General features: G+C 73.3%; 16 protein-coding genes and 1 tRNA gene. 7 read left to right on the top strand and 10 right to left on the bottom strand.

Going from position 1 to position 17,170, the window contains the following annotated elements:
• Window positions 1–3 precede the first annotated feature (3 nt).
• Entirely contained in the window at window positions 4–1,479 is a 1,476-nt protein-coding gene (locus tag ACGF1Z_RS11960; RefSeq protein WP_393002698.1) for an APC family permease, read from the bottom strand.
• A gap of 121 nt (window positions 1,480–1,600) precedes the next feature.
• On the opposite strand from ACGF1Z_RS11960, the gene ACGF1Z_RS11955 reads away from it, so the two are divergent.
• The gene (locus ACGF1Z_RS11955) at window positions 1,601–2,230 is read left to right on the top strand and encodes a TetR/AcrR family transcriptional regulator (protein WP_393002696.1); all 630 of its coding nucleotides are present in this window, start codon (window positions 1,601–1,603) and stop codon (window positions 2,228–2,230) included.
• A gap of 579 nt (window positions 2,231–2,809) precedes the next feature.
• Entirely contained in the window at window positions 2,810–4,492 is a 1,683-nt protein-coding gene (locus ACGF1Z_RS11950; protein WP_393002694.1) for a SpoIIE family protein phosphatase, read from the top strand.
• A gap of 218 nt (window positions 4,493–4,710) precedes the next feature.
• Here the strand turns inward: ACGF1Z_RS11950 and ACGF1Z_RS11945 are convergent, their stop codons facing one another.
• Window positions 4,711–5,235, bottom strand: a complete 525-nt coding sequence (locus ACGF1Z_RS11945; protein WP_393002692.1) for an RICIN domain-containing protein — start codon at window positions 5,233–5,235, stop codon at window positions 4,711–4,713.
• 118 nt (window positions 5,236–5,353) lie between these two features.
• A complete protein-coding gene (locus ACGF1Z_RS11940) occupies window positions 5,354–5,713 on the bottom strand; it encodes a hypothetical protein (RefSeq protein ID WP_393002690.1) in 360 nt (119 codons plus the stop codon).
• Between the two features lie 614 nt (window positions 5,714–6,327).
• On the opposite strand from ACGF1Z_RS11940, the gene ACGF1Z_RS11935 reads away from it, so the two are divergent.
• From ACGF1Z_RS11935 to ACGF1Z_RS11925, 3 genes are all read left to right on the top strand, one after another.
• On the top strand, window positions 6,328–7,341 hold the full coding sequence (locus tag ACGF1Z_RS11935; protein WP_393002688.1) for a CPBP family intramembrane glutamic endopeptidase: 1,014 nt from the start codon (window positions 6,328–6,330) through the stop codon (window positions 7,339–7,341).
• Window positions 7,342–7,456: 115 nt separating this feature from the next.
• Entirely contained in the window at window positions 7,457–7,657 is a 201-nt protein-coding gene (locus ACGF1Z_RS11930) for a cold-shock protein (RefSeq protein ID WP_030221474.1), read from the top strand.
• 57 nt (window positions 7,658–7,714) lie between these two features.
• Window positions 7,715–7,788, top strand: a tRNA-Met gene (locus tag ACGF1Z_RS11925).
• 57 nt (window positions 7,789–7,845) lie between these two features.
• Here the strand turns inward: ACGF1Z_RS11925 and ACGF1Z_RS11920 are convergent.
• The 3 genes from ACGF1Z_RS11920 to ACGF1Z_RS11910 all read right to left on the bottom strand — a co-directional run bounded on the left by ACGF1Z_RS11920 (window position 7,846) and on the right by ACGF1Z_RS11910 (window position 12,201).
• A complete protein-coding gene (locus ACGF1Z_RS11920) occupies window positions 7,846–9,306 on the bottom strand; it encodes a catalase (RefSeq protein ID WP_393002686.1) in 1,461 nt (486 codons plus the stop codon).
• Window positions 9,307–9,603: 297 nt separating this feature from the next.
• A complete protein-coding gene (locus ACGF1Z_RS11915; protein ID WP_393002684.1) occupies window positions 9,604–10,770 on the bottom strand; it encodes a Rieske 2Fe-2S domain-containing protein in 1,167 nt (388 codons plus the stop codon).
• A 279-nt stretch (window positions 10,771–11,049) separates the two neighbouring features.
• Window positions 11,050–12,201 carry a hypothetical protein gene (locus ACGF1Z_RS11910; protein WP_393002682.1) on the bottom strand — a complete coding sequence of 384 codons (1,152 nt, stop codon included), beginning with the start codon at window positions 12,199–12,201 and terminating at the stop codon, window positions 11,050–11,052.
• A gap of 264 nt (window positions 12,202–12,465) precedes the next feature.
• Between ACGF1Z_RS11910 and ACGF1Z_RS11905 the strand changes: the two genes are divergently transcribed.
• Entirely contained in the window at window positions 12,466–12,816 is a 351-nt protein-coding gene (locus ACGF1Z_RS11905) for a metalloregulator ArsR/SmtB family transcription factor (protein ID WP_393002680.1), read from the top strand.
• Window positions 12,813–13,559, top strand: coding sequence for a DUF2071 domain-containing protein (locus ACGF1Z_RS11900; protein WP_393002678.1), 747 nt, complete (start codon window positions 12,813–12,815; stop codon window positions 13,557–13,559). The genes ACGF1Z_RS11905 and ACGF1Z_RS11900 overlap by 4 nt, the downstream gene beginning before the upstream one ends.
• A 141-nt stretch (window positions 13,560–13,700) precedes the next feature.
• Here ACGF1Z_RS11900 and ACGF1Z_RS11895 read toward each other — a convergent pair whose 3' ends face one another.
• From ACGF1Z_RS11895 to ACGF1Z_RS11880, 4 genes are all read right to left on the bottom strand, one after another.
• The gene (locus ACGF1Z_RS11895) at window positions 13,701–14,531 is read right to left on the bottom strand and encodes a glycoside hydrolase domain-containing protein (RefSeq protein WP_393002676.1); all 831 of its coding nucleotides are present in this window, start codon (window positions 14,529–14,531) and stop codon (window positions 13,701–13,703) included.
• Between the two features lie 45 nt (window positions 14,532–14,576).
• Entirely contained in the window at window positions 14,577–14,972 is a 396-nt protein-coding gene (locus tag ACGF1Z_RS11890; protein WP_393002674.1) for a hypothetical protein, read from the bottom strand.
• Between the two features lie 106 nt (window positions 14,973–15,078).
• Window positions 15,079–15,624, bottom strand: coding sequence for a hypothetical protein (locus ACGF1Z_RS11885; RefSeq protein ID WP_393002672.1), 546 nt, complete (start codon window positions 15,622–15,624; stop codon window positions 15,079–15,081).
• 46 nt (window positions 15,625–15,670) lie between these two features.
• The gene (locus ACGF1Z_RS11880) at window positions 15,671–17,044 is read right to left on the bottom strand and encodes a hypothetical protein (RefSeq protein WP_393002670.1); all 1,374 of its coding nucleotides are present in this window, start codon (window positions 17,042–17,044) and stop codon (window positions 15,671–15,673) included.
• Between the last annotated feature and the right edge of the window lie 126 nt (window positions 17,045–17,170).

Genomic DNA, 17,170 nt, shown 5'->3' with positions numbered 1-17,170 from the left:
GGATCAGTCCTCAGTGGTGACGAGCCGGGCGGCCACGTCGGCGCGCCCGGTGCGGAAGAAGCGGGTGAAGCGTGCCCTGGCCGCCAGGACGGCGACCGCTCCGGCGGCCATCGAGCCCGCGCCGAGCAGGAAGACCCCGCCGACGCCGTGGAAGGACGTGCTGCCGTATGCGGGGTCGACCATGTCGTGGGCGGAGCGGGCGAAGGCGGCGAGCATCATCAGTCCGCCGAGGAGCGGAAGCACGCCCCGCAGCACCAGATCGCGCGGTGAGCCGCGCAGCCGCTTGCGGAAGTACCAGACGCAGGCCAGGGCGGTGGTGCCGTAGTAGCAGGCGATGAGCAGCCCGATGCAGAGAATGGCGTCGCCGAGGAAGTCGCGCGAGACCAGGGTCAGCAGGACGAGCAGGGCGGCGGCCGCCGACCCGAAGACGACGGTGCCGAAGGACGGGGTGCGGTGGCGGGGGTGCACCCGGGCGAAGGCGGCCGGCAGGGCCCCGTGGGCGGCCATCGACAGGGCCCCGCGGGGGCTGCTGACCAGGCAGGTGAGCAGGGCCGCGGCCGCGGAGACGCAGACGGCGAGACGCATGAGGTTGGCGAGCGGGTCGCCGAGGACCGGCGGTGCGAGCGCGGCGAGCACGTCGGCCGCGTTGTCCGGGTTGCCGAGGCCCGGGCCGCTGTCGCCGGTGCCCGCGAAGGACAGGGCGGCGAAGCCGGTGAAGAGATAGGTGGCGAGCAGGACGAGGGTGGAGATGAGTGCGGCCTGCCCGGGCTGGCGTTCGCTGTCGCGGCTCTCCTCGTTGGTGGTGATGAGCGCGTCCCAGCCCCAGTAGATGTACAGGCAGAGCAGGACGGCCTGGGCCAGCGGCCCGAAGCCGTCGACGGCCAGCGGGTTCAGCCAGGCGGCGGAGGGGGTGGCGGCCCCCGGCCGGGCGAGCGCGGCGACACCGAAGCCGAAGAGGGCCAGGAGCTGGAGGCCGAGGAGGACGTACTGGACGCCGGCCGCGAGTCTGAGACCACGGCGGGCGAGCCAGGTGAGCAGGCCGAGGACGAGCACCCCGACGGCGGCGACGGCCCCCGGACGGTCCGCCGCGCCGTCGGGTCCGAGCAGGTCGAGCAGTTCGGCGGCGCTGACCTGGGCGAGCGCCGCCATGGCGACGAGCGTCGCCGTCTGCGGCACCCAGCCGCCGGCGAACCAGCCGGAGACCGGGCCGAAGGCGCGCGTGGTCCAGACGAACGTGGTGCCGCAGTCCGGCATCTCGCGGTTGAGCTCGCGGAAGGCGAAGGCGGTGAGCAGGATCGGCACGAAGCCGAGGAGCAGTGCCGCGGGGGCGAGATCGCCGACGGCCAGGGCGACGAAGCCGAGGGTGACGGTGATGCTGTAGGCCGGGGCTACGGAGGACAGGCCGAGTGAGACGGCGGCGAGCAGGCCGACGGAGCCGCGGCGCAGCCCCTTGCCTGTCTCGTCCGGGTGCGTCGTCATGACGACTCCTGGGGACGGGAAGTTTGTTAAACGCAGATTTAAGAGAGCGGTCTGCAAAGCGTCAAGAGCTGGGGGCTATCATTTGAACCGACGTATAGGAATGTGAGGGTGGAGGAAGCGCATGGCGACCAGGAAGCCGGGTGGCAGGAGCGGCAAGGAGGCCCGGAGGGCCGAGCTCGCGGAAGCGGTCCAGCGCGCCCTCCTCGCCCGCGGCCTGGAGGGCCTGCGGCTGCGCGACATCGCCGACGAGGCCGGCGTCACCCCGGCGGCCGTGCTGTACTACGGGGACCTGGACGCCCTGGTCCACCAGACCTACCAGCAGGCCATCGCCCGCTACGGGCAGGAGCGCGAGGCCGCGGCCGACGCCTTCGCCGACGCCCGGCTCAAGCTCGCGGCGTGCATCGAGAAGGGCGTGGCCACCGGCCCCGACGACGCCCTGACCCGGCTGCTCTTCGAGTACTGGCCGCGCTGCCTGCGCGATGCCCGGGCCGCCGCACTGGATTCTGCCCTGACCGAGCGTCAGATCGCGGTCTACGCCGAGACCCTCGTCCTCGGCGGCGCCCAGGGCCACTTCACGCTCCAGGACCCGCCCCGGCTGCTGGCCGCCAACTTCGTGGCCATGGAGGACGGCTACCAGATGGACGTGCTCGCGGGCCGCCGCACCCGCGACGAGGTCGTCGCCGCGCTCTCCGCCTACGCCCGGGCGGTCACCGGCTACGACCCGAGCACGCCCCCGGAGCAGCACGTCTGACCCCTGGGCGGATCCGGGTCCTCCGACCGGACGAGCGCCGCCTGGCCGGGTTCGTACCGCCGGCCGAGACGGCGCCGAGCCGGGTGGTCGGGGCTCGCAACGCAGGCGACACCAAGCCCCTGGTCCGATCCCTCGTCGAGGTCGCGACGGGTGCCTGCCGCCACCGACCCGAGCCCGTCCGGGCCCGCGCCGGCCCCACGCGGGAGCGCGGCCCGTGTCCCGGCGGCGTCCGGCGCGCCTGCCACCCGGGCCGCCGCCTCGACCCCGGGGCCGTGCTGCCGCCCCTGCGGGGGTTCCCCGGCACCATCCGTCGACGGGCTCACCCGGGCGGGGCGACGGGCGGCCGGCGAGGCCCCGGCCGCCACCCCCGGAACCTCCGTGACCGTCTCGTATCGGCGCGCCGCACCCCGCACCCTGCGTTTACCGGTGCCGCCAGCGAGCAGGTGGTCCGGCGGGTGAGGGCGGACTCGGCAGGGCCCGATCCCGGGGTGGCGGTGCAGCGGCTCCGTCGCGAGGAGCCGCGTGATCTACTGGAAAGACTGCCGAACCGTACGACCTCCAGGCGAAGGGTGCGACCGCATGCAACGGCAGGACTCGGCGTCGACCGCGCTGTCCAGAGCGGTCCCCGCTCTCGGCGACCTCGGCGGCTACGTGGTGGACGAGACCGGGCGGATCGTCTCGGTCAACGACTACGGCCTGACGCTGCTGCGCCTCACCCGGGCGGCCGCGCTCGGCCGAGACCACCACGACCTGTTGCACCGCGACGCCGAAGGACACATCGGCCCCCGGGCGCTGTGCCCGCTCATGGACGCGGTTCTCTCCCGCGCCGCGTGCAGCGGCGGAGGCCTGTCCTTCCTCCGCGGCGACGGCCTGCTGCTGCCGGTCCGCTGGACCGCCACCCCCTTCCCCACCGGGAGCGGCCCCGGCACTCTGGTGCTCTTCCACCCCGGCTCCGTCGACGTGCCGCCGGCGGCCGAGGGCACGATGCCCGAGCTCCACCGTCTCGCCCTGCTCGCCGAGACCACCACCTCCCTGTCGGAGACGCTGAACGAGCTGGAGACGGTCGACCGGCTGGCGCAGCTGGTCCTTCCCCGGCTGGCCGACTGGATGGTCGTGGACCTGATCGCCGACGGGGGCGACATCCGGCGCACGCACGTGGTGCAGCACCATGACGGCCGCCTCACCCGCCACCCCGACCTGGAGGGCCCGATCCCCGCCGTGACGGCGCAGTCACCGCTTCCGCTCTCACGGGCCCTGCGGGGCAGCGGCGCCTCCCTGGCCGGGCCCGAGGTCTACCAGGGCGCGCCCGACTCCGGTATCGCCGTCGTCCAGCGCGAGCTGTTCCTCGCGACCCATATGCACTCGGCCGTCATCGCCCCGATCCGGGGTCCCCGCGAAGTCCTCGGCGCCCTGACCCTGGGGCGCGGCGACAATCCCGTGCCGTTCACCACCAGCGACCTGTCGCTGCTGGAGGACATCACCCGCCGGGCCGGACTGGCCATCTCGAACTCACGCCTCTACCAGCGCCAGCGCCGGATCTCCGAGACCATGCAGCGCCACCTGCTGCCCCGGCTGCCCGACGTGCCGGGGATCGAACTCCACGCGAGCTACCTGCCCGCGCCCGACGCCTCCCAGGTCGGCGGTGACTGGTACGACGCGTTCACGCTCCCCGACGACACCACCGGCCTGGCCGTCGGCGACGTCGCCGGCCACGACCTCGAGGCGGCCGCCCGCATGGCGCAACTGCGCAACATGCTCCGTGCCCTGGCATGGTCCGAGCCGCACCCGCCCAGTGCCGTCGGCCGGCTCGACCAGGTGATGGCCCGCACTCCCGGCATGTCCACGGCCACCCTCATCCTGGGCCGCCTCACCTCCACTCCGCAGGCCGGCTGGACCTGGGAATGGACCAACGCCGGCCACCCGCCGCCCCTGCTGATCACCCGCGACGGCCGCGCCGCCTTCCTGCGCACCCCGCGGAGCCTGCTCCTCGGCACCGGCGTGCACGTCGCCCGGGGCCGGGACTCCGTCCACCTGGCACCGGGATCGACCCTGCTGCTGTACACCGACGGACTCATCGAGTCCCGCTCCCGCGGCATCGAACCGGGCCTCGCACGGCTCCGCCGCCACGCCGCCGCGCTGGCGCACCACAGTCTGGGAGTCGTCTGCGAGCGGCTCATCGAAGACGTCCGCCCGCAGGACAACGACGACGACGTCGTCCTCCTGGCCGTGCGCGTGCCCGACACCGGCGCGCCCAGCAGCTAGCGTCACGACCGTCACCGCGGGGCCGAGCCGGCGAACGGTCCTCCGGCAGGCTTCCCGGGCCCCGGCAGGACGCGCGCCGACGCGTCCGCAAGGGGCGTACGCCCCCGGGGCCGGTTACCCCGGCCTGCGAAAAGGAGAGGCGGCGCCCCCGGATGCCCGGGGGCGCCGCCTCGTCCGCCGTCGTGCGCCTGACAGCGCGTCGTGGGGCGGGCGTGGTCCTACCAGAGGTGCTGCACCCACAACTGGTTGTCGCCGTTGTTCCGCTCCCACATGATCATCTGGGTGCCCCAGACGCCCGTGCCTCCCGGCACGTCCACCACCTGGTCGATCGGAGTGTTCACGAGGTAGCCGGTTCCTCCGCTGAACGCGAAGACCTGGTTCCAGGAGTCGTTGCAGTACCAAAGGATCAGCTTCGCGCCCATCCTGGTGTCGTCGTGCCGGTCCAGGCACAGGTTGTTCGTGGAATTGACGATCCTCGGGCGCCCTCGGGAGTCCGTGCTCGCGTACCAGAACTGGTTCGAACCGGCGTTGCACTCCCACTGGATGACAGCGGAACCGGGACCCGCACCGCCGTTGCCGTCCAGGCAGAGCCCCGTCTGGTAGTTCCACAGCGATCCGCTGCCCCACGAGGCCGCGGCGGCCGGCTGCGCCACCACCAGGCTGCCGGCGATCACCGCCACGCTCGCCGTGACCAGCGCCATCAGGCGCCCGGCCGTTCTGCTCGCCCTGATCCTTGCGATCATTGATTCCCCCTTGGAGGGAAGGCCGTGTCCCCTGCGCACGGCCTTCGCCTGCCTTCGATGACGGGTGTGCGTTGCGGTACGCCCCGGGCACCCGTCACCCTGCCCGTGGCGCGCCGGTTCAGGAGTAGACGGACGTCCAGTCGCCGCTCTGCGAGGCCGGCACCCAGGCGTTCGTCTCTCCGTAGTAGGTGGCGAAGGAGCAGGAACTGCCCTTGTAGAAGGTGACGGTGACCTCTCCCTTCCACCACCAGCCGCCGACCCAGGTGTCCCTGCCCGGCGTGCTGAAGCATCCCGATGCCACGTCACCGTTCTGGTTGGGGCCCTGGATACGGATCGCGTAGACGGCGCCGCTGCTGTCGTGGAAGTGGATCTGCTGGCCGTTCGACGCGGCCGACGACGGGCCGGCGGACCCGAGTACGCCGACGAGGGCGAGGGCCGAGGCCCCGACGGTGGTGGCAACCTTCTTGCGCAGGCTCATATCTTCCTCATGCACGGGAACCGGGACGCCCGCTCGCGGCGACGCGAGGAGCACGGGGACACGGCCGTCACGACCGTCGCCGCCGACGGTGTCCGGAATCGCCTGGCGTGTGCCCCGCGGATCCGTTCACGCCAGGGGCGGTGTCTCCGGAGGCGAATCTAGGCGGGACCGGCGCCCGGTGGGTGTGCGTGGCGTGCACGCATGCTGTGCTCTGCGTGCCCTGGCGTGACCGGCAGGCCGAACCCCCGGGCGTCGCGCCGACGTTGTCCACGGGCGCTCGGGTGCGCCCGATCCGGCGGCTGTCCGGTTTGGGTGATCGATTAGGGTTCCGGGTTGTCGGTGGTGCGCCCGGACGTGCGTGGAACGCCGGGTGAGGCGCGGGGGAGGGGCTTGGGGTGGCCGAGAGACCAGGGGCGGGCCGGATGGCCGAGGACGGACCGGGCGGTGGGCGGACCGAGCCCTCCGCGGAGCCGCCTCACCCGGACCCGTGGGCCGCGCCCCGGCCCGGGCCGGGACATCCCGGCGGGGCCGGATCACCGGCCTGGCCCGGTCCGCCGCATGCCGCGGCTCACGGATGGGGTGCGCCGCCCGGCGGTCCGCCGTACGGGGTCCCGTTGCCGCCGTGGCACGGTGCGGAGGAGTGGGCCGCTGCCCGCGGGGTCGTCTCCGCGCCGCAGGGCTCGCGGTACGGCGAGCAGTCGCGGAACGGGCGGCAGGGGGCGTGGCGGCGGATCGGCGAGTTCTTCGCGGTGATCGGCCTGCTGGCCGCCGGCACTCTCTCCGTCGTCCTGTTCGGCATGGCTGTCGCGGCCGTCTCGGGAGTCCGGTCGGCGCCCGACGGAAGTGAACGCCTGCTGGCCGATCCCCTGGCCGACGAGGCGCTCGGGCTGCTGTCGCTGGCGATCGGCATCCCCGCGGTGATGCTGGGCGTGCGGTGGTGCGGTAGCCGGCCGGCGGGGACGCTGGCCTCGGTGACGGGCCGGCTGCGATGGCGCTGGCTCGGACTCTGCGCCGGGCTCGCGTTCGCCGTCACGGCCCTGAACATGGGCGCGCTGATGCTGTGGGAACGGCTCGCCGACGGGGACGGGGCCTTCGCCGGCGAAACCCCCGGCGCGGCCCGGCTCGTGGGGGGCCTGGCGGTCTTCCTCGTCCTGGTGCCCTTCCAGGCCGCGGCCGAGGAGTTCGTGTTCCGTGGCTGGCTGCCGCAGTTCTTCGGCGGCTTCCTGCGCTCGCCCTGGCCCGGTGTGGTCGTGGCCTCGGTGCTCTTCGCGCTCGCGCACGGGTTCGGCGGGTGGAGCGGCTTCCTGCTGCTGCTGTACTCCTCCCTGTGGTGGGGGTGGCTCGTCGACCGCACCGGCGGGCTGGAGGCGGTCATCGCGCTGCACACGGCCAACAACGTGCTGGCATACGTCGTCGCGCTGGTCCTGGGGCAGCTGGCGGACACCGGCACCGCCGCGGACGCACCGTGGCAGGCGCTCGTGGCGGAGCTCGTGTCGGCCCCGGCCTACTGTCTGCTGGTGGCGCGGCTCGCGAAGGGGCGCGGGGTCACCGCGACCCGGCCGGAGGAACCGGCCGCGGCTCCCCGAGCCGACCGGTCGCATCCCGTCTCCGACTTCCTGGACGGATGATCGAATGACGGGGCCCTGGATGGGGTAGAACGGACGCCGGGCGCCTTCCCGCGGTGGGAAGACCCCGTTACTCACCCCTGCCGGCTCGCCCGGCATGAACTGAAGGACAGGCAGTATGGCCAGCGGCACCGTGAAGTGGTTCAACGCCGAGAAGGGCTTTGGTTTCATCGCCCAGGACGGCGGCCCGGACGTCTTCGCCCACTACTCCAACATCTCGGGCAACGGGTACCGGGAGCTGGTCGAGGGAGAGACGGTCACCTTCGACGTCACCCAGGGCCAGAAGGGCCCGCAGGCCGAGAACATCGTTCGCGGCTGACCCGCCGGAGCCTGCCGAGCACCTCGCGCCGTCCGCCGTGTATGGTGGGACCACCGACGCGGGGTGGAGCAGCTCGGTAGCTCGCTGGGCTCATAACCCAGAGGTCGCAGGTTCAAATCCTGTCCCCGCTACGAAAGACAGGGGCCCGGCATCAGCCGGGCCCCTGTCGCGCATCCACCGTCCGGGATCTACGCGCTCTGCCGGGCGCGGACGCCCTCCGCGATGCGCTTGCCGAGGGCCGTGTCGATGTTGGCCCAGTACGCGAAGGCGCGCTCCAGCACGGGTTCGCTCACGCCGTCGAGCAGGTGGCCGACCACGTTGTCCACGAGCCGGTCGCGGGCCGCGTCGTCCAGGACCTCGCGGACGAGGGTGCCGGGCTGCCCCCAGTCGTCGTCCTCGGGGTGGGAGACGTACGCCGCACGGGTGATCTCCCCGTCGGCCGCCCAGCCGGGCGGGGTCCCGTAGCGCTCGGTGTCGGCCGCCGGTCCGCCCTTGGAGTTGGGTGCGTAGACCGGATCGGAGGTCTTCCGGTACGCCATCGCGCCGTCCTTGGAATACGTGTGGACGTCGACGACGGGGGCGTTCACCGGAAGCTGCTGGTAGTTGGTGCCGAGCCGGGCCCGGTGCGCGTCCGCGTAGGAGAAGAGCCGCGCCAGCAGCATCCGGTCCGGGCTGGGCCCGATGCCGGGGACGAAGTTGTTCGGCTGGAAGGCGGCCTGCTCGATCTCGGCGTGGTTGTCGGTCGGGTTGCGGTCCAGCGTCATCCGGCCGACGGGGATGAGCGGGTAGTCGCCGTGCGGCCAGACCTTGGTGAGGTCGAAGGGGTTGAAGCGGTACCCGGCCGCGTCCTCGTACGGCATGACCTGCACGTGCAGCGTCCACGAGGGGAAGTCGCCGTCCCGGATGTGCTCGAACAGGTCCCGGACGTGGAAGTCCGCGTCCGCCCCCGCCATCCGGTCCGCCTCGTCCTGGGTGAGGAACTCGACGCCCTGGTCGGTCTTGAAGTGGTACTTCACCCAGAAACGCTCGCCGGACGCGTTGATCCACATGTACGTGTGGGAGGTGTAGCCGTTCATGTGGCGCCACGACCGGGGGATGCCGCGGTCGCCCATCAGCCAGGTGACCTGGTGCGCGGACTCCGGAGACAGGGTCCAGAAGTCCCACTGCATGTCGTGGTCGCGGAGGTTGCTGTCCGCCCGGCGCTTCTGGGACCGGATGAAGTGCTGGAACTTCATCGGGTCCTTCACGAAGAACACGGGCGTGTTGTTGCCGACCATGTCGTAGTTGCCCTCGGGCGTGTAGAACTTCACCGCGAAGCCGCGCGGGTCCCGCCATGTGTCCGGGCTGCCCCGCTCGCCCGCGACGGTGGAGAACCTGGCCACCAGATCGGTGCGGGCGCCCGGCTGGAAGAGGGCCGCCCGGGTGTACCGGCTGACGTCGTGGGTGACCTCGAAGCGGCCGAACGCGCCGCTGCCCTTGGCGTGGGGCTGGCGTTCCGGGATCCGCTCCCGGTTGAACTGCGCCATCTGCTCGATCAGGTAGGCGTCCTGGAGAAGAATCGGTCCGCCCGGACCCACGGTCAGCGAATGCTCGTCACTCTCCACCGGGGCGCCGGAATCGGTCGTCGTCGCGGGTCGGCCTTCGGTCATCGCTCTGCCCTTTCGTCGCGCATGCCTACCTTCCACCTACCGTGCGGAACCTGCTACCGGAGACATGACCCTCCGTGACCTACCCGGCGTCACGCGAGCCATGCCCGACGGGGCGTGCCCACGGCGATGACCCCAGGTCGGCGCCATGCTCAGCGAAGACCTGCCAGGGGGGTGCGGCCCGTCCGTGCTCGCGGCGTCGCTCCGTCAGGGACAACCGGAGGCCGCCGGCCCGAAACCCGTCACCGGGCATCCGGAGTCACGCCGACCCGACACGCACGCCTTCCTCCACGGCTCCGCTCACCCGCGCGTCCGGCCGTCGGCGTCGGCGCACAGGTCCGCGTCCGGGCAGACCGCGGAGCCGAGTGCGGTACGGAGCGGGATGCCGTTCCTCCGCAGGACGTCCCGCACGTCGAGGATGAGCGGGAAGACCTCCTGGTTCCAGTCGGCCCCCTGCTCGTCCCAGGCCCGCTGCTCGGCCTCGACCGCCATCCTGTCCTGGGCGAACACCCGCTCCGTGAAGCGCCGGATCAGCGGCCAGGCCAGCGGAAGGGCCCCGGGCAGGGCGGGCTTGGCGATCATGAGCAGCCCGAAGACGCGGCTGACCCGCTGCTCCAGGTCCTCGGGAACGTACGCGGCCCACAGGGAGAACGCGGCCGTGTCCGACGACTCGGGGACGTTCCGGAGGGTCTGGTAGGGGTACTCGGTGCGGATGGTGACGACGTCGGGCCTCGAAGCGCCGCCGACTCCTTCCGCCGACAGCAGACCCGCTCCGCGGTCCTTCCGGCCACCGGAGGGGACGAAGAGGTACCTGGCCTCCACGGAGCGCGGGCCGGTGTCGTACCCGAGGAGCTTGGGCTGGATCCGGCCCAGGACGCCCCTGTGCAGGAACTGGTGGTTCATGTCGAGCAGGTTCTCGTGCAGGAACGAGTAGTGGCAGCGGACGGTGCGCGAGAACATCATGGTCCGGTGCCGGGCCGACTCCGCTTCGGGGAGCACCGGCAGGGGCGTGGTGTCGGCGCGGGCGGGGTCGCCGGGGAAGACGAAGACGAGTCCGTACCGCTCGCGCACGGGGTAGGAGAGCACCCCCCGGGGCGGACGTTCGGCACCCCTGGGCAGGTAGGGGATCTGCGAGATGCGCCCGTTCCCGCGGTAGGCCCAGGCGTGGTAGCAGCAGCGCAGAACCTCGCCGTCCACCACCCCCATGCTCAACGGCACCTGCCGGTGGGCACAGCGGTCCTCCAAGGCGTACGCGGTCCCGCCGGCGCTGCGGTAGAGCGCGATGCGTCGGCCCGCGAAGGCGGCCGCGCGGACCTTGTTCCTGCGCAGGCCCGCGGAGCGGGCCACGGGGTACCAGAAGTCCGGGTCGATCCCGACGCGCCGCAGGTCGACCTCGCGCGCCTCACGGCCGCCCGCCTGCGGTGCGTATCCGTCCCTCGTGCCGCGGGCTTGAGCCTCCTCGGTCATCCGCATCCCTCTCGTCAGGCCGTTCGCCTATCTGGGCATACCTGAACAAGCGGAACACGTATCGTCCGGCGGCGCGATTCATCGGACGGCCGGCCCGCTCCGGGTGGCGCCATCCGTCCGCTGCCGGGCGGCGCCACGCCGTACTCGGCGAGTCGGGGGAGGCCGTGTGCCGGCCCCCGCCGCAGCGTGGGCGGCCTCGCGGCGTCGCAGGCGCGGCCGCGGCCTCTGTCCACGGGGCACGTCCTTCCGGGGAGGGGCGCAGGTCGTGGGCAGAGGGCGCTAGCGGTTCGGGTTCCGGAAGAGGCCGAGGCTCTTCGTGAGGGACTTCAGCGGCGAGGTGTCGGGCTTCGCCACAGCCGGGACGGGCATCGGGGGCGTGCCGGTGCCGCTCGTCGCCTCGGCCAGCGCGGCGAGCGCCGATTCGGCCGCCTCCCGGTACAGGTTGCAGGAGGCCGTCATGGCTTCCAGCGACTTGGCGTACCTGGTGACCATCTCCCGTGCGTGGACGAGTTCCTCGTCCGGGGTGAGCAGGTGCCAGCCTTGGCGCAGCCGGGTCAGGACCGGCTCCGCGTCGGCCGGCAGGGGCTGCGGCAGGGAGGCGAACTCCACGATCTTCGCCAGGAGTTCGGTCGGTTCGGTGCCGTCGAGGAAGACGTCGCGCACCGTGAAGCGCTCCGCTTCGTAGCCGGGGACCTGCGGCGTCAGCGGCAGGACGACGGCGCCGCCGCGCGGCAGCCCCACGCCCAGCTCACGCTTCATCGCGAAGTCGGCGATCAGCGCCTGCTCCGGGGTGGCCCGGTGCTCGACCACCCGGTGTCGCAGGCTCGGTGGCAGGAACGCCGTGATCGGCCTCCGGCCCAGTGTGTCCGGCGTCATCGCCTCGTGCACCACGACGTGGACGTACCAGCTCTGCCGGGTGCAGTCCCGCAGCAGGCGCCGCACCTTGTCGTCTTCCTTCGGCAGGTGGTTCGCCGTCCGCAGGCGCACGCCCGGCACCTTCTCGTGGTCCCAGGCGACCTGGTCGCTGTCGGGCCAGAAGACGGTGGCGGGTGAGGGCCAGCCGGCTTCCCACGCCCGCTCGGCCTCCGCGGCGAGGACCCAGCTGACGCCTTCGCCGTCGGCGCGGCGGGACTCGGGCTCGTAGGTGGTCAGTTGCGCGCGCACGGTGACGCCGTCGGCGACGCGCCAGCGGGCCTCGAAGAGCCGGCGGGCCGACGGGCCGGGGTCGGCGGACTCGTCCCGGGGGAAGAGGTCGGTGGAACGGGCCGCCTCGACGGGGTCGAGGTCCAGGAAGTCGTCGATCACCCGGGCGGCCTTGAGGGCGATCAGATTGCGCCGGACGTCCTGCTCGGCGTCGGGACCGAGGTGGCGCCCACGCCCGAGCCACGCGGTGTCGGGGACGGTGGTCGAAGGAGTGCTGTTCTTGGCCATGGAACCGTTCAGTGGGTGATCAGGGCCCGACCAGTATGGTCCGCGGCCCGGGTGGTGGAGTCCACCAGGTCGCGCGGTCCCGGTCGGGCACGCGCTTCCCGGCGGGCGGCGGACCACCCGCCTTCAGGAGGGTCTGCGCTGCCCCGGTGTCGGTGGGCCGACTCTACCCCGCTCGCCCTCCGCGCAACCGGGCCGTCTCCGAGGACGCCGTCGGCACGCCGCCGGAGCTTGTTAGCTGTTTAGCTAATATGCTAAATATCGCGCATGACCGAGTCAGCAGACGACGCCGGGGTGTTCCGCGCCCTCGCCGATCCCACCCGGCGGCAGATCCTCGAAGACCTCCGTGGCGGTGAGCTCGCCGCCGGCGAGATCGCGGGCCGCTTCGCCATCAGCGCCCCGTCCATCTCCCGCCACCTGGGCGTGCTCAGGAGCGCGGGGCTCGTCGCCGAGCGGCGGGACGGGAACAGGATCCTGTACTCCCTCGTCGAGGACCGGCTGGCCACGAGCGTGGGGCGCTTCCTCAGCGCGGTGTGTCCCGAACAGATCGTGCTGCGTCACACGAAGTGGCGTACCGACACCGCTCGCAGCGACCGGGAGGAGGAGAGCACCGCATGAGACCCCCTCGCCTCGCCTCCGTCATCGAACGGCGTCTGCTGGTCAACTACCGGGTCGCGCCCGAGATCGTCGCGCCACTGCTCCCCGCGACGCTGCGCCCGCAGATCGTGCGGGGGCACGCCGCAGCCGGGATCTGTCTCCTCCGGCTCGGTTCGGTTCGGCCCGCCTGGGCCCCGGCCGCCGTCGGGCTGCGGAGCGAGAACGCCGCGCATCGCATCGCCGTGGAATGGGACGGGCCGGACGGCGTCGAGACCGGTGTCTACATTCCGCGCCGCGACACCGGCTCGCTCGTCAACCGCTGGGCCGGCGGCCGGATCTTCCCGGGCGAACACGGTCACGCCGACTTCGAGACGCGGGAGACCCCCGGCACGCTGCACGTCGCCTACGCGACCCGCGACGGGTCCACCAGGGTCGACGTCACCGCGGACGTCACCGAACACCTGGAGGGCAGTGAGCTCTTCGCCGACCTCGCCGAGGCCTCCGCCTTCTTCCGCGGGGGGAGCAAGGGCTGGTCCGCGACCCGTTCCGGCTGTTCCCTGGACGGCATGGAGCTGCAGACCGACGCCTGGCGCATCCTGCCCGGCCGGCTCACCGCCGCCCGGTCCAGCTACTTCGACGACCCCGACCGTTTCCCGCCGGGCAGCGCGCGGCTCGACTCGGTCCTCGTCATGCGCGACGTCCCGGTCCGCTGGCGGCCGCTTCCCGCGATGGGCACCGGGACCGGGGTCCCGACGGCGGCGTGAGGGGCGAGCCGGAACGTCGGCGCTGATCGCGCGGCGTCGGCCTTCCGGCCGGCGGCGGCCACCATGACACGCGGACCGGTCCTGCCGGGCCGTGGAAGGCCCGCTCCGGTCGGCGCACCGGGCGAACCGCCCGCGCGCCGGTCAGCCGATGACGGCGACGGGCGCGTCCCAGGCGTTGCGGTCGACGGTGATGGTGTAGCCGCCGCGGGTCTCCTTGCTGTTGGCCTTGTACTGGTGGCCGCGGCTGTGGTCGGTGTACAGCTTCGGATCCCAGGGCCAGTCCCTGGTCGTGGTCTCCTGGGCGTCCCACAGGGCGTACCAGAGGTTGCCCGGCAGGTCCGTGCGGTTCCCGGCGGTGGCGACCGCCTTGGCGCTGGAGCTGCTGAAGCCGTAGAGGCCGGCGCGGTAGGTCTTGGCGCGCAGCGTCCTCGTGAAGGAACGCACGTAGTCGAGGGTCGCGTCGTTGCACGCCTTGTCGGCGGTGTCGTACGGCTCCATGTTGAGGTAGACGGGGCTGCCGGCCTTCATGCCGAGCGCCGCGGCCTTGGCGACCGCGTCATGGGCGTTGCTCGCCCCGACCGAGGCAGCGGTGGCCGCGGTGAACCGCTCCTTGTTCCCGCTCTTCTGGCAGGGCGGCTGGGCTCCGACGTAGAGGGGGATGGTGCGCCAGCCGAGGGCGTCGACCGACTTCACCCAGGACCGGGTCAGGTTGGGCTGGGCGCAGCCACGGTTCTTGCCGCCGACGTAGACCGCGACGCCGCCGTAGTAGCCGTCCTTCTTCCACGCCTTCATCGCGGAGAGGGAGGGCGCCGTGCAGGCGTCGAACGCCCGGCCCGTGTAAGTCCTCTGGGCCGGCCACGCCGACGCCGCCATGGACGTCTGCGCCGCGATCCCGGCGCCGGCCACGACGACGACACCCGTCGTCGCCAGGGCCGTGTAGCGGCCCTTTCTGGACAGCCGGTGCTTCGCCATTTCCCCACCCCTTGTGCGTCACGGCTCCGGCCTCGCGGAGCCCGCTCACTCTACCCAGGGCCCGCGGGAGGGCTGTGACGCCATGGGGCCGGGCGCCTGCGCCCCGGTTCCGCCGGGGCGCAGGGCCCCCTCGCCCGACCGGTCCAGGGGGAAGGGCGAGCCGGGGTTCCCTGGTGTCCAGCCCCGGGCGAGAGCGGCGCGGACGGTGTCGGCCACCTGGGAGGGCAGGACCGGGGCGCTCGGGGCACCCCACCAGTTGCCCGGATGGGGCCGGTCGGTGGTGACCACCAGCGTGGCGCCCGGATCGTCCGCGCGCTCGACCGCGTAGGTGAGAGACGACTGGGCGAGTCCCTGCGCGTAGGTCGGACGTCCGCGCAGGCGCCAGCGGTAGGTGGTGCCGTCCACGGTGATGAGGCGGGATCCCTTCTTCGTCAGTGCCATGTCCACGTCCTTTCCCCGGTCACGGTAGACAGGGGCACCGCTCCGCGTCCTGCCGATTCCCGGCGGACCGGGTCGGCTCAGGGGAGAGGGATCGCCGCGACCGGCTCTACCAGGGGCTGCTGCTGCTCGTCGATGTCGTCGATGTCGTGCCGCCCCCGGAGGCCGTGGACGGCACGCCGAAGGCGGAGCCGGAGGAGGAGCGAGCCGGGCCGGAGGCGGGCCCGGCGGCCGTGCGGCGGGCGGGGGTGTCCGCCGTCGACTGGGTGACCGCCCGCGCCGGCGCCTCACGGACCGTCTCGCGCGGGCGCTCGGCCTCCTCGCCGACCCGCTCCAGGCGCAGCACCAGATTGCGCTCGTGCCGGTTCCCCCCGGGCCGGTCCACGTCCTTGCTGGTGATCGTCTGGGTGCGGACCCCGCCCACCGTCTCCCAGCGGCTCCTGATCGCACGGACGTTGGGCTGCCACCGGCCCTCGTACAGGTGCTCCACCTCCAGGTGCCAGCCCGGTGCGTCCACGTGCCGGACCGCCCCCACCTCCCCGGGGATCTCGATCCGCGCCCCGCGTGCGCCGGACACGGTGACGACTGCACGCTGCGGCCAGTCGGCGTCGAGACCGGTGACGGTGATCCGGCAGGGGCCTTCGTACCAGGCCATGGGTGCTCTCCAGGGTTCTCGGGGGACGGTGAAGGGGAAGGCGGCGTCAGCCGCGGGCGAAGTTCTGGGCGACGAGCGCCGCCAGCTCGTAGTACGCGGCCCTGGTCCGGCCCCGCATCCACGCCGGGTCGACCTCGGCGCCCCGGGCGAGATGGGGGTCGTACGGGACGGTCACCACGGCCCGGCAGCGCTCCCGCACCTGGGCCACGGCCTCGTCCGTCCCGGCCGGTCGCCCCGGGGAGGAGCGCACACCGGAGAGAACCGTCACCGCCCGGCGCGCCTTCTCCTCGTGGCCGAGGGCGGACAGCCGGTCGAAGAGGAGGCCGGCGCCGCTCGTCCCGGCCGCGCCCGGTGTGGCCGCGACGACCAGCTGGTCCGACAGCTCAAGGACCGCGCGCAGACTGTCGAGCGGGAGGCCGGTCCCGGAGTCGGTGAGGACGATCGGGTACTGGCCGCCGAGGAGGTCGACGACCTGCCGGTGGTCCCGCTCGCCGAGCGGCCGCGGGTCCAGCGGGTCCGGGTCGTGCGCCAGGACCTCCAGGCCGTCCGGGGTCTGAGAGGTGAAGGCCCGGATGTCCATGTAGGTGCGCAGCCGGGGGAGCGCGGCCACCAGGTCGCGCACGGTGGCGCCGGACTGCCGCTGCACCCGGCGGCCCAGGGCGCCCGAGTCGGGGCCGGCGTCCCATGCGACGATTCGGTCCGCCCGCTCCCGTGCCAGCACCGCGCCGAGCGCGAGGGTGACGGTCGTCTTCCCGGCCCCGCCGTCCAGACCGATCACGGCGATCCGGTGGCTGCGCAGCAGGGGGATCCGGAGGGCGTCCGGGACGCCGCCCGGCACCCCGCGCCGCCCGATCCGGAACAGCGGACGAGGAGCGCGCCGAGCCGGCCGAACTCCCGGCGCGCGCCCGGCCGGACCGGTCGGCCCGGCGGGCCCGGCCGGGGCCGGGGGGAGGAACATCGGGGGCGGCTCTGCGGCCTCCACGGCGGCCGTGGTGCCGGCCCCGGCCGTGGTGCCGGCCTCGGCCGTGGTGCCGGCCTCGGCTGTGGTGCCGGCCTCGGCTGTGGTGCCGGCCTCGGCCGTGGTGCTGGTCTGGGTGGTGGTTCCGGCCTCGGTCTCGGCCTCGGCCGTGGTGCTGGTCTGGGTGGTGGTTCCGGCCCCGCCCTCGGTCCCGGCCGCGGTGCTGGCCTCGGTCTCGGTCCCGGCCGCGGTACTGGTCTCGGCGGTGGTCCCGGCCTCGGCCCCGGTGCCGGTCTCGCTCCCGGCCGGCGGGCTTGTCTCGGCCGCGGTACTGGTCTCGGCGGTGGCCCCGGTCCCGGTCCCGGGCTCCGTCCCCGGCCCGGACCGGGCCGCGGCGAGACGCGCCGCCCCTGCCGCCGCCTCCGTCTCAGGAGTGCTCTCGCGCGCCGACTCGGCAGCCACCGGCGCGGGTACGGGAGCTGTCGGGACGGCAGGCCGGGAAGGGGGACCGGGAGATACGGGCTCCGCGGAATCCGGCTCGGCAGGAGCCGGGGTCTCCACCGCGGGCTCCGCCCGTACGGCTTCGGC

Source organism: Streptomyces sp. NPDC048018 (assembly GCF_043202995.1).
Classification (GTDB): domain Bacteria; phylum Actinomycetota; class Actinomycetes; order Streptomycetales; family Streptomycetaceae; genus Streptomyces.
This window is presented reverse-complemented; position numbering and strand designations above follow the sequence as displayed.